Annotated in this window: 9 protein-coding genes; 3 read left to right on the plus strand and 6 right to left on the minus strand. The window is 64.6% G+C overall.

The features are described 5' to 3' along the window. Positions 1–8: 8 nt before the first annotated feature. Positions 9–1,199 (minus strand): ABC transporter substrate-binding protein, encoded by a 1,191-nt coding sequence (locus NLM15_RS30075; RefSeq protein ID WP_254121396.1) that lies wholly within the window; start codon positions 1,197–1,199, stop codon positions 9–11. Between the two features lie 524 nt (positions 1,200–1,723). Between NLM15_RS30075 and NLM15_RS30080 the strand changes: the two genes are divergently transcribed. Further along, entirely contained in the window at positions 1,724–1,999 is a 276-nt protein-coding gene (locus NLM15_RS30080; protein WP_254121397.1) for a hypothetical protein, read from the plus strand. A gap of 96 nt (positions 2,000–2,095) precedes the next feature. Here the strand turns inward: NLM15_RS30080 and purU are convergent, their stop codons facing one another. Continuing rightward, complete coding sequence (purU, locus tag NLM15_RS30085; RefSeq protein WP_254121398.1) at positions 2,096–2,959, minus strand: formyltetrahydrofolate deformylase; 864 nt, start codon at positions 2,957–2,959, stop codon at positions 2,096–2,098. Positions 2,960–3,101: 142 nt separating this feature from the next. Here purU and NLM15_RS30090 point away from each other — a divergent pair, with 142 nt between their 5' ends. Continuing rightward, entirely contained in the window at positions 3,102–3,944 is an 843-nt protein-coding gene (locus tag NLM15_RS30090) for a uroporphyrinogen-III synthase (protein WP_254121399.1), read from the plus strand. Between the two features lie 34 nt (positions 3,945–3,978). On the opposite strand, the gene NLM15_RS30095 is transcribed toward NLM15_RS30090, so the two are convergent. From NLM15_RS30095 to NLM15_RS30105, 3 genes are all read right to left on the minus strand, one after another. Beyond that, positions 3,979–5,424, minus strand: a complete 1,446-nt coding sequence (locus tag NLM15_RS30095) for an adenylate/guanylate cyclase domain-containing protein (RefSeq protein WP_254121400.1) — start codon at positions 5,422–5,424, stop codon at positions 3,979–3,981. Between the two features lie 169 nt (positions 5,425–5,593). Beyond that, entirely contained in the window at positions 5,594–6,274 is a 681-nt protein-coding gene (locus tag NLM15_RS30100; RefSeq protein WP_254121401.1) for a redoxin domain-containing protein, read from the minus strand. 21 nt (positions 6,275–6,295) lie between these two features. After that, positions 6,296–9,619 (minus strand): adenylate/guanylate cyclase domain-containing protein, encoded by a 3,324-nt coding sequence (locus NLM15_RS30105; RefSeq protein WP_254121402.1) that lies wholly within the window; start codon positions 9,617–9,619, stop codon positions 6,296–6,298. A gap of 288 nt (positions 9,620–9,907) precedes the next feature. On the opposite strand from NLM15_RS30105, the gene NLM15_RS30110 reads away from it, so the two are divergent. Further along, positions 9,908–11,170, plus strand: coding sequence for an MFS transporter (locus tag NLM15_RS30110; RefSeq protein ID WP_254121403.1), 1,263 nt, complete (start codon positions 9,908–9,910; stop codon positions 11,168–11,170). Positions 11,171–11,174: 4 nt separating this feature from the next. Here the strand turns inward: NLM15_RS30110 and NLM15_RS30115 are convergent, their stop codons facing one another. Further along, positions 11,175–11,849 (minus strand): Crp/Fnr family transcriptional regulator, encoded by a 675-nt coding sequence (locus NLM15_RS30115; protein WP_254121404.1) that lies wholly within the window; start codon positions 11,847–11,849, stop codon positions 11,175–11,177. Positions 11,850–11,954 lie beyond the last annotated feature (105 nt).

Here is an 11,954-nt window from a genome sequence, read left to right on the forward strand (position 1 = left end):
TTCGCGGGTCACTTCTTGGTCTTGCCGAGATCCTTGACGGCTTCGAAGGTCGCGAACTCGACATTGTAGAGCTCACCGTCGACCTTCTCGACCTTGCGGATGTAGATGTTCTGCACGATGTCGCGGGTCTCGGGGTCGATCGAGATCGGGCCGCGCGGGCTTTCCCACTTCTGGCCCTTCATGGCTTCGATCAGCTTGGTGCCGTCGGTGTCGCCATTGGTCTTCTTCAGCGCCTCGTAGATGAGGTGGATGCCGTCATAGCCGCTCACGGCCATGAAGCCCGGACGGTTGCCGAAGGCCTTCTTGTAGGCCGCGACGAAATCCTTGTTCATCTGCGAAGGATGCGCCGCGGAATACAGATGCGCGGTGACCGTGCCGAGCACGGCGTCGCCCATGTTGTTGAGGAGGTCGTCGTCAGTGACGTCGCCGGGTCCGATCACCTTGATGCCGGCCTTGTCGAGGCCGCGCTCGGCATATTGCTTCATGAAGTTACCGCCCTGGCCGGCCGGCACGAACACGAAGATCGCGTCGGGCTTCGCGTCCTTCATGCGCTGGAGGAACGGCGCGAAATCCGGATTTGCGAGCGGCGTCTTGACCTCTTCGACCACCTCGCCGCCGCCGGCGGTGAAATTCTGCTTGAAGAAGTTCAGCGCGTCATTGCCGGGCGCGTAGTCGGAGGTGAGCGTCGCCACCTTCTTGATGCCGTTCTTCACCGCCCAGTCGGCGATGATGGTGGAGGACTGCGCCAGCGTGAAGCTGGTGCGCACGATATAGGGCGAGCGCTCGGTGATGATGGAGGTGCCGGCCGCCATCACGACTTCCGGGATCTTGGCCTGCGTCGCGAGCGGCGCCGCGGCGAGCGCGGCCGGCGTGACACCGAAGCCGGCGATGAAATTGACCTTGTCGTTGACGATCAGCTCCTGCGCGGCCGTCTTGGTCTTGTCCGGCACCGCGCCGTCATCCTTGAGGATGATCTCGACCTTCTTGCCGGCGACGGTGTCGCCCTTCTGCTGCATGTAGAGCTTGATCGCGTTCTCGATCTGCTTGCCGGTCGAGGCCTGGCCGCCGGTCATCGGCAGGATCAGGCCGACCTTGACCGTGTCCTCGGCCTTGACCGGCGCGACGGCCGCGAGGCCGGCGATGGCGGCCGCTGCTGCGGTCCAAGAGACCTTACGAGAAAAAATCTTGCGTTCGAACATCAGATGTCCCTCCCCTTCATTCCTGACCTCTTGTGCGCCGGACCGAGTGCCCGGTCCTTGGCTCAACCTTAGCTCACGCACGCGCGATGTCGCGTCACATGGCGTCTTTCGCGCCCTCATTGTCAATCGGACGTTTGGCGACCATTCGGCGCAAGCCGCGCGTTCCGATTGCCGACGGCGGGAAGCGGTGCCGTGGTTACGTCGGGGTAACCCGAGGCCCCCGATCTTGGCCGCTCCTATTTGTACGATTGTACAAATAAAATGGACCTGTCAACGAAAAACCCCCTCCGCCGACCAAGGCAGTTTGTCGCGAGCCCGTTGCCGCAGTCTAGAAGCGCGACCGGCCGCGTGGATGGAGGATTTCGTCTTTCTTTTGCAGAATTCGGACACCGCACAGTTTGCGGCCCAGCAGGAGTCGGTAGCTAATTACCTACCTCGAATAAGTCTATTTTACCTTGTTGAAGGCTACTCTTCCGATGCCGGCCTGACCTGGTGTCCAACCCGACTGAATTCGCGCGCGCACAATGCTCAAGTCCTTCCGCTCTGTCCTCACCCTCGTTGCGCTCGCCGCGGGGCTGTGCGGCTGCGGCACCGTCAACGAAAAGCTCTCCGCCGGCATGGGCGACTATGTCCCGCAATGGGCCGGCGGCCTGCCGGCCGACGCACCGCCGCGGCCCGGCACGCCGCAATACGACGCATGGATGAAGGAACGGGAGCAGAAGCGGCTGCAGCCGGCGGCGGATCGCGAGAAGGAACAGCAGGCGCAGAAGGGCGCGACGTCGGGCGGCGCGGTGCGGTAAGAGAGCGATCGTCATTCCGGGATGGTCCGAAGGACCAGACCCGGAATCTCGAGATTCCGGGTTCGCCTCTTCGAGGCGCCCCGGAATGACGGCGCCCTAATCCACGAACACCACGGTCTTGCGGCCGTTGAGGATGACGCGGTCGTTGAGATGGTAGCGGATCGCGCGCGCCAGCACGCGGCGCTCGATGTCGCGGCCCTTGCGGACGAGATCTTCCGGCGTGTCGCGGTGGCTGATGCGCTCGACGTCCTGGTCGATGATCGGGCCTTCGTCGAGGTCGCGCGTGACGTAATGGGCGGTCGCGCCGATCAGCTTGACGCCGCGCTCATGAGCCTGGTGATAGGGCTTTGCGCCCTTGAAGCCCGGCAGGAACGAGTGATGGATGTTGATGCAGCGGCCGGAGAGCTTGGCCGAGAGGTCATCCGACAGGATCTGCATATAGCGGGCGAGCACCACGAGATCGGTCCCGGTCTTGGCGACGAGATCGAGGATTTGCGCCTCCTGCTCGCTCTTGGTCTCCCTGGTGACCGGCAGATAGTGGAACGGGATGCCGCCGAAATCGAGCCCGGCATAGACCTCGCGCGGATGGTTGGAGACGATCGCGGCCAAATTCATCGGCAATTCGCCGGTGCGCCAGCGGTAGAGGATGTCGACCAGGCAGTGGTCGGACTTCGACACCAGCAGCATCACCTTGCGATGCGCGGCGCGGTCGCGCATCTGCCACTCCATGCCGAAACGCTCGGCGATCGCGGCAAAGCCGGTCTGGAGCGCCGACAGTTCCACGGCCAGATCGGCGGCGGTGAACACCACGCGCATGAAGAACTTCTTGGTCTCGACGTCGTCGAACTGCTGGGCGTCGAGAATGTTCTGTCCGTTGTGGGCCAGGAAGGTCGACACCGCCGAAACGATGCCGGGGCGATCCGGGCAGGACAGGGTCAGCACATATTGATGATCGGGCATGGCTCTTGATGAAGGTTTGTGCAGCGACTGCGGAACGACCCGCGATTTGCGCCCTGCTCTATCACCGACCCCGCCCTTGCGCCAATCCCGACCGCGGAGTCAGGATGAACGGAGCATTGCGTTTTACCACCGGAGCATACCCATGGCCGACCGCTTGAACGGCACCCGCATCCTGATCCTGGAAACGCGCGAGGAGGCGCAGTTCTCGAAGCTTTTGGCCGAGCAAGGTGCCGAGGTCGTGCAATGCCCGATGTTCACCATCGAGGATGCGCCGGACCCAGCCCCGGTCGAGGCCTGGATCCGCCGCGCCATCGACGAGCCCCTCGACGACCTGGTGCTGATGACCGGCGAAGGCCTGCGGCGGATCATGAAGCTCGCCCGCGCCCGCGGGCTCGACGCGGCTCTCGTGGCAGCTCTCGCCCAGGCGCGAAAATTCACCCGTGGTCCGAAGCCCGGAAAGGCGTTGCGCGAGGTCGGCCTCGAGGCACAGCAGACCACGGAGAAGCCGACCACCGAGGGCGTGGTCGAGATGCTGGGCAAGCTCGACCTGAAGGGGCGACGCCTCGGCCTTCAGCTATATCCGGACAAGGATCACAGCGCGCTGACCGGCGCGCTTGCCGCGCAAGGCGCCGATGTCGATACCGTGCTGCCTTATGCCTACGATTCCAAGGCTGCGGATGCCAACATCGTCGCCGCCATCGACGACATGGCCGAGGGACGGATCGATTCCATCGCGCTGACCAATCTTGGCCAGGTCCGCCGGCTGATCGAGGCTGCGAAGGCGCATGGCAGCGAGACGAAGTTGCGCGCAGGGCTGGAGCGGACGCTGATCGCGTCGGTGGGCCCTGCAGTCTCGGGAGAGCTCGCCGCGCACGGCCTGCGCACGGACGTCTCGCCGGCGGAAGATCACTATTTCATGCGCCCGCTGATCTCGGCGATGGCCCTGGCGCTGGAGGAGAAGAAGCCGAAAGTGCCGGTGAAGTGAAGGTCTCCGGCAGGGTCATGCCGGAGCAGGATTCCTATCTACGCACGACACGATACACGCATGCATTTCCTTCGACGCCGCGGAGAGGTGCATCAAACTCAACGATGGCGTGACCGGCGAGGAGACCGCTGACGCCTGGCGCGGAATAAAGCGCTTCCGAGAGACAGATTTCGCCGGCATCGGCCAACGATTGCACGCGCGCCGCAACATTCACGGTCTGCCCGAAGTAGTCCAGATTCTCGTTGAGGGTCACCGCAATCGACGGACCACAATGAGCTCCAATCTTCAGGATGATGCTCGGCTCACCATGCTCGCCATTGTAGCGTTCTGTTTCCCGGAGCATATGCAACGCCGCGGAGACCGCGTCGGTCGGGCGGGAGAAGACCGCCATCACGGCGTCCCCGATCGTCTTGACGATGGCGCCGGAATGCTCCTGGACGGTCGCTCCCAGCAAGGCAAAATGCTCGCGGACCAGGGCATAGGCGTTCAGATCGCCGAGACGCTCGTACATCGCGGTCGAACCCTTGAGATCCGTGAACAGCAAGGTCACCTGCCGGATGCCGAGCCCTTCCCGCTCATCGACGCGTTCCGAACGGAACAGGCGGCGGAAGGTTTGCCGCGCGAGTAACATGCCGCCGGACATATACGGTTCGAACTCGAGCGCGGGCTTGGTCGTCTGAGCCAGAACTTCGGGCGGCCAATTGATCAGGAGTAATGACCCACGCACTGCGCCGGAGTTCTCCACGTCGATCACAATCGGGCCAGGCGGAACGGCGGACAGCGACGGCGAAAAGCGCCGTCCATCATATCCAACTCGCAAGACGGTCGGCGCGGTTGCGGGTTCGCCTGCGACCGAGACCGCGAACGCAGCCTGTGTTTGAATGTTGACGCCAGCCAGAGCACCGGGACCGAGATCGGCGCGAAGAGTGGTGGTCGAGCCCGGTGGCAAGAACGCAAGTCCGCGAACCAATCCATGCAGGAAATCGAGAAATCGAATGGGCTGGCCGGGCATGCGCGCGTCGCCCGAGAAACGAAGTTTCCAGTGGAAATCCTCGACCGAGAGGGAATGAGGATCGTGAAATGGAAGCCGCCGGAGCTGCGGCGAGACCGTAAACGTAACCTCAATGAAATCGTCGAGGTCGGTGTCACCGCTGACGTCGCACAGGCCGCACACGTAATGGGTCTTCAGGGTGCGCAGAGCGCCAAAGCTGTCGAGCACCATGCCGGATTGGGGACAAACAACGTCCCAGCTCATCTCGAACAACCCGTTTCTTGTGGCATGCAAAAACAGATCGATGCTATCCGCCTCGGCAATGCCGCGATCACGCGCGAACGTCAGGGGATTGATCCGGTAGAGGGACAGATCGTCACCGCTCCTGATGAGCGTCTCAAATTTCGAGATCACGCGTGGGCTCCAGGATCGGGCCTGCTCAATCTCGGTCATCTTGCTTTCCAGGAGCCGCTCCTGGATGTTGGTCATTGTGCGCCTCCGTCATTGCAACGTCATGAACAGGAATGGCTGCGCCTCGGACTGATGCGCAGTTCACGCGGCCACCGATATCCGCAACGGCGACAACGCCCGCGGAGAGGAAGCCGCGGATTGCGGCACGTTGGGCGCAGCATTTGCAGCGCCAACCAGGCGGCGATGCCTAGCTTGCCATCTGCGAGGCGGCCGACATCACCTCTTGAGGGCTCGGCGCCCCGAACATGCGCTGGCCGCCTTCTGGAACCTCGGTAAAGGTCCAGCGTACGACCCCTTCCCGATCGAGCAGGAACTGGCCGAACAGCTGGCCCTGGCCGGTTGCCGCCATGCGCTGATCGGCTTCCATCATCTCGTAGCCATCCTTGTTGTTGAGCTGCTCGGCTGCCGCCAAACGATTCATCGGCCCGGGCAATTCTCCGGGAATGTCCACTTGCATGCTCATGACCACATCCATGCCCACCTTGCGCGGCCAGTCGGTTTCCTTCTCCGTGAACTCGAGATTGGGCAAGCCGAACGCACGGTGCGAGACCCGCTCGGGATCGGACGCGGCGAGCAGATTGGGCAAAGGGTGATAACGGAAGTAGAGCCGCGCGCGCTCGATCGGCGTATTCACCACTGTGAGACTTTCGACGCCCTTGTCGCGCAGGGCCGCGTCGAGTTGCGCCTGCGCCGCGATATGGCGGCGGCAGAACGGGCAGTGCAGGCCGCGATACAAGCCGATCAATATCGGACTATGCCCGCGAAAATCCTGAAGCGCGATCTTTCCATCGCGTGTGATCGCATCCAGCACGACGTTCGGTGCACGATCGCCCGGTTGAAGCGGTCCATCGACATGACGCTCTGACATGGTTGAACTCCCTCACGTTGGCTAGTCAAGAAACGGCAGTACGATCAGCCCTGCGGGATCGAGCCCGTGCCGGTCACAGACATCATGGGCCAGCGCGAAATAACGCTCGGCCTCCGGCATGTCGCCTCGATCAAGGTTCAAGGTCGCAAGACCATCATAGCACGGAAAGAGCTGCTGCGGCTCCCCGGTCTCACTCGCCACCTCGATGGCCTCGTTGTAGCAGCGCGCGGCCAGGTCGGGCCGGAAGTGGCATTGATGGATCTGCCCGAGCACGATCAAGGGTACCGGGAGATGCTCGCGCTGGTCGAGCGCGCGGTCGATCTCGATCGCCTTTTCGGCGGCCGGCACGCCCTCGTCGGTACAGCGGTCCGTGAATGTGCAACAGGCGACGGCGAAATTGGCAAGGAGGCGCGCCATGAAGCCGAGATCGCCGATACGATGCGCGACATCGAGCCCGCGCCGGCAGACCTCGATGGCGCGCGCCGGATCGACGATCGTGTAGAGCACGCCGAGGTTGGTGTAGCCGCGACACACGACGTTGAGGAGGCCGGCGGCTTCGGCTGCCGCCACACTTTGCTCCACCTCGCACACCGCCTCCTGGTGTCGCCCCAGCCGCGCCAGCGCACCCCCCTTGGTGTTGAGGGCCTCCGCAATGGCACGGGCTGCCTCGATCCCGGCCCGCTCGTCCGCGTCCGGCGGTACGGACCGTGCAAAGCCGAGCGCCTCGTCTGCCCATCTTGCGGCGGCGACGTGATCACCCACGCGAAAGGCGAGACGACCGCGCTCTTGCAAGAGGTGCGCCCATTCGATCGGCGCGTCGGTCCCGCCAAGCAGTTCAGCTGCGTCGGCATAGTGCGTCTCTGCCCTGATGCGTTTGCCGGCGTCCCAAAACAATTGACCGAGCTTGCGAAGAATTCGCGCTTCGCCGATGCGATCCGCCGCCGTGCGGTATCCCTCCAGCGCGCATTGATAGTGCTCCTCGGCCGTGCTTCGGCGGCCAGCTACGCGACAGAGGTCGGCAATGCGCTCGTACAGGACGAGGCGCTCCGGCTCCTGCCCGCTGCCGGTCGACAGCACCGCGAGAGACTGCTGGTAGAAGCGAAGGGCATCGTCATTGGCGTAGCTGGCGCGTGCGCGATCGCCGGCCGCGCGCAGATAGCGCGCGCCTTTCGGCTTGCTCGCGCTCAGACTGAAGTGATGTCCGAGCAGTATGAGATCCTCGCGGCGCTCGGGCTCATTGCCATAGAGCCGCTCCAGCGCGGCACCAATCCGTCCATGAAGCTCGATCCGGCGCTGCAGAAGCAGATTTTGATAGATCACGTCCTGAAGCATGGTTTGCGTGAAGCGGTAGGTCCGCAGCGAAATCGAGTTCGAGCCCGCGATCTCCTCGATGATCTCCGCGTCGCACAGAAGTTCGAGCCCGGCATCGACCCTTGCCGGCTCGGTTGCCGCCGCACCGAGCACGGCCGCATCAAAACGCGGGCCGATCACCGCGGCCTCCTGCGCCAGGCGGCGCACCTGATGCGGCAACCGGTCGAGGCGCGCCAGCAACAACGCCTGAATGCTTGCCGGGATATCGGCGGCGGCTTCCTCCGACTTCATCCGCCACTGCGAGCCGTCGCGCTCCAGGGCGCCGGCTTCGATGAGGCCGCGTATGATCTCCTCGAGGAAAAGCGGATTGCCGCCGGCGCGATCGAGGATCCGGCTGAACAGACGTCCCGGCGGTTCACGCCAACCGTGACCGAAATAGGCCGCAAGCAGCCCTTGTCCGTCAGCGTCGCCAAGCGGGGGCAGCCGAAGGGTCGTGTGACTGATCCTGGCCGAACCGAACTGGTCCAACTCCAGCATCGGCCGATGCGTAAACAGCAGCATCAGCCGCGTCCGCTCCAGTCGGTCCATCAGGAACCGCAACGCTTCAAGAGAGACCGCATCGGCCCAATGCAGATCCTCGACGATGATCAGCAGCGGCGACAGCGCCAGGCGGCGTTCGAAGACGGTGCGAATCGCGAAGAATATCTGCCGGCGGAGTTGTTCGGGCTCGACATGCCTGAGCGCCGCGTTGGGGTCGCCTAGGCCGAGTACGTGCAGATATAGCGGCATCAGGCGGTCGGCCTCGTCCGCCGCGAGGCCAAGCTCAGACAGCGCTTCGGCGACCTTTGCCTCCGCCTCCGGGGCGCCGGCCTTCTGCCCGATGCCATAGGCACTGCGCAGCACGGCGGCGAGCGTGCCGTAGGATTGTTCGCCGAGCGGCGAGCAGGCCACGTGCCGGATCGCCACGCCTGCGAAGCGATCCTCGTCGCGGATGCGGGTGGCGAATTCGCCGACCAGGCGCGTTTTCCCGATGCCGGCTTCACCGACCAGCCGCACCAGTTGGGCCGCGCCGCCGCACGCGCGATCAAGGTTGCCGATCATGCGCGCAAGCTCGACGTCGCGCCCGATCAGCGGCGCATTGAGGCCCAGCGTGTCGAGGCCTCGTGCCGCACGGGGCGTGTCGAGCGGCTCCTTCAGACGGTGGACCAGTACGCTGCCCATCTTGCCCTTGAGCGAGACCTCGCCAAGCGAGTCGTAGGAGAACGCATGCCGCGTCAGACGGTGGGTCAACGGCCCGACGAGCACCTCGCCCGGAGCCGCCATCGACTGCAGTCGCTGGGCGGTATTCACCGTGTCGCCGGTCACCGAATAGGATTTGGCAGCGCCCACACCGAGCCCGCCCGCGACGACGTGCCCGGTGTTGATGCCGACATGGAGCAGCAGCGGCGAGCCGGCATACGCCTTCGCGCGCTCGCTGAGGCGCGCCGTCCGGCCGATCATGTCGAGGGCGGCGCGGACCGCGCGCTCCGGGTCGTCCTCGTGCGCCGCCGGCGCACCAAACAGAGCAAGCAGCGCGTCACCGATGAATTTGTCCACGAAGCCGCCGAAGCTTTGCACCGCTTCCGTCAACTCCTCGAACAATTCGTTTTGAAGCGCCTGCATGACCTCGGGGTCGAGCCGCTCGCTCATCGCAGTGAAACCGCTGAGGTCGGCAAACAGCACGGTGATGGTGCGGCGGTTCGCCTCGCTGTCGATCTTGTCCGACCGAGGTCGAAATGCGGCTTCGACCTCGGCCGCCGGCACGAGCGGCGGAGAGGAGGACCGGATCGGAATCGTCGTCGGGCTCGTCCGCGCCGATCCCTGCCCGCCGCCTGCGGGCACCTCGCAGACGAGGACGCCGCATTTCGGGCAATAGGCGAAATCCGGCGCGCATGGAAAGCCGCAGCCGGGGCACGCGTTCGGTTGCTTCGTGCCGCACTTCGGGCAGAAGGCAAAGCCGCTCTGGACCTCGAAACCGCAACCCGAGCACTGCATGGCTCAAGACCTCGCGGAAGCCGCGATGGCGCGATCTGCTGGGCCATACCGAATGGGCCCAGGATGTGGGCCAGAATGGCCTCGGCGAGGCAGAAGAGCAAGCGCGCGACCGGTCTACCCCTCCCCGCAATGGGCGATGCTGCGGATGCGCTGGCACATGGCACGCCGCCGGCAAGCATGGCGGCATGCGATGGCGTCAATTGACACGCGCATCTCCGGTACTACGCTGCCGAACAGAAATGACAAATAAGAAGAGCAGGGAATCGCAGTGACACGCGTCATCGCGTCGTGAGCGCAGCCGCGCGGCCTTCGGCGCTCGCGCCATTCCGCATCCGCAACTATCGCTTCCAGTGGCCGTCGGATCTCCTTACCTCCTGGGCGTTCGAGGTCGAGACGCTGGTGCTCGGCTGGTACATCATGGTCGAGACCGGCTCTGTGCTGCTGCTCACCGTGCTTGCCTCGCTCCAGTTCGTCGGGACGCTGGTCGCGCCGGTGTTCGGCATGATCGGCGACCGCATGGGTCATCGCGATCTCCTGGTCGTGATGCGTCTTGCCTATACGGTGCTCTCGTCAACCATCATGGCTCTGGCACTGACCGGTCATTTGTCGCCGCTGAGCGTCATGATCATCGTCGCAATCATGGGCCTGATCCGCCCCTCGGACCTCGGCGTCCGGGGCGCGTTGCTCGCCGAGATCATGCCGGCCGAGCAACTGGTGGGCGCCATCAGCGTTGCGCGCACGACCCAGGACAGCGCGCGCATCGCCGGAGCATTGACGGGCGCCGGGCTGTTCGCCGTGCTCGGCATCGGCCTCGTTTATGTGGCGATCGCCTGCCTCTACTTCGTGGCCGCGCTGCTCATGCTCTGCCTGACCCGGCCGAAACGGTCCGTCATCACGAGCGATCTTCCGGCCAACAGCCACGCCGTTTCGAGACTGCTGGGCGATCTGAAGGAAGGAATCGTCTACGCTTGGAACGGCCCGGGAATGCGCGCGGCGCTGTGCGTCGCCTTCCTGGCCAATCTCACCGCGTTCCCCTTCACCGGCGGATTATTGCCCTACATCGCGCGTGAGATCTTCCAGACCGACCAGACCGGCCTCGGTTATCTCTCGGCGAGCTTCGCCGTCGGCTCGCTGATCGGCTCGATCACGCTCAGCCTGGTCAGCGGACTGCGCATTGCCCGGCTTCTCATCGGCGCGACGCTGGCCTGGTACGCCATGCTGCTGGTGTTCGTCGAGATCAGGACCATGCCGGTGGCAATGGCCTGCCTCGTCCTCGCCGGTATCGCCCAGAGCATGTCGATGATCTCGGCGGCCGTGATCCTGATGCGGACGGCGAGCGCGCATCTGCGCGGCCGCGTCATGGGCGTCCGCATGATGGTGATCTACGGCCTGCCGATCGGATTGCTGGCGGCCGGCAGCCTGATCGACATCATCGGCTATTCCGCGACGGGCTCGCTCTACGCCGCCGCCGGCTTCGTCGCGATGCTGGCGATCGCGATCCGCTGGCGCGCCGACCTCTGGCCGGTGCACGCGCCCGCCAACGCACGCTAGGTGTTTAGTCCCCGTACCCGCGCAGCCGCTCGACATCGAGGATGGTGACGCCGCCATATTCGAGTCGCAGCAGCCCCTCCTTCTCCAGCCGGTTCAGCGCGCGGTTGGCGTTCTGGCGGGACATGCCGGAGAGCGCCCCGATCTCTTCCTGGGTGATTTCCAGGTGCGCGGTCGATTCCGGATAGAGGATCGGGTTGAACAGCGAGGCGATGCTGCGCGCGAGGCGCGCGGTGGCATCCAGCGTGCGGTTGACCTCGAGCATGCCGATGAACTGGCCGAGCCGCTCGTTGAGCTGGCGCACCAGGAAGCGGTTGAAGCCGACGCTGTTCTCGAACAGCCACATGAAGGCGCTGCGCTCCATCAGCGCGATGCGGCTGTTGCGCAGCGCGACCACGTCGTAGCGGCGCGGCTCGTTCTTGAGCACGCTGCCCTCGCCGAACCAGGCCCCGGCCGTGAGCCCCGCAAGGCTCGTCTCCTTGCCGTCACGCGAGACCCCACCCATCCGCGCCAAGCCGCTCACCATGCCCGCCCAATAGCCGAACATATCGCCGCGCATGAACACCGTCTCGCCGGTGCCGTAGGACCGTTCCGTGATCCCGGCGCGAGCGACCTCGATCTCCGCTTCCGTGAGCTCGCGCGACCAGGCGGCGACGCGCTTCAGTTGATCCTCTGAAATCATGATCCCGAAGCCAGCCGCACCGTTCCGCCACCCAATCTCTCTGCTGCACTGCAGCAAGATCACTTCGGCCACCATCCGACGAAAGATGAAGGCCACTCCCGCCCG

The organism is Bradyrhizobium sp. CCGB20 (genome assembly GCF_024199855.1).
Taxonomy (GTDB): Bacteria; Pseudomonadota; Alphaproteobacteria; order Rhizobiales; family Xanthobacteraceae; genus Bradyrhizobium.

Excerpts from the sequence above, each read along its gene's own strand:
- NLM15_RS30075 (WP_254121396.1), bottom strand. The coding sequence starts at position 1,199 with ATGTTCGAACGCAAGATTTTTTCTCGTAAGGTCTCTTGGACCGCAGCA.
- NLM15_RS30080 (WP_254121397.1), top strand. The coding sequence starts at position 1,724 with ATGCTCAAGTCCTTCCGCTCTGTCCTCACCCTCGTTGCGCTCGCCGCG.
- purU (WP_254121398.1), bottom strand. The coding sequence starts at position 2,959 with ATGCCCGATCATCAATATGTGCTGACCCTGTCCTGCCCGGATCGCCCC.
- NLM15_RS30090 (WP_254121399.1), top strand. The coding sequence starts at position 3,102 with ATGGCCGACCGCTTGAACGGCACCCGCATCCTGATCCTGGAAACGCGC.
- NLM15_RS30095 (WP_254121400.1), bottom strand. The coding sequence starts at position 5,424 with ATGACCAACATCCAGGAGCGGCTCCTGGAAAGCAAGATGACCGAGATT.
- NLM15_RS30100 (WP_254121401.1), bottom strand. The coding sequence starts at position 6,274 with ATGTCAGAGCGTCATGTCGATGGACCGCTTCAACCGGGCGATCGTGCA.
- NLM15_RS30105 (WP_254121402.1), bottom strand. The coding sequence starts at position 9,619 with ATGCAGTGCTCGGGTTGCGGTTTCGAGGTCCAGAGCGGCTTTGCCTTC.
- NLM15_RS30115 (WP_254121404.1), bottom strand. The coding sequence starts at position 11,849 with ATGATTTCAGAGGATCAACTGAAGCGCGTCGCCGCCTGGTCGCGCGAG.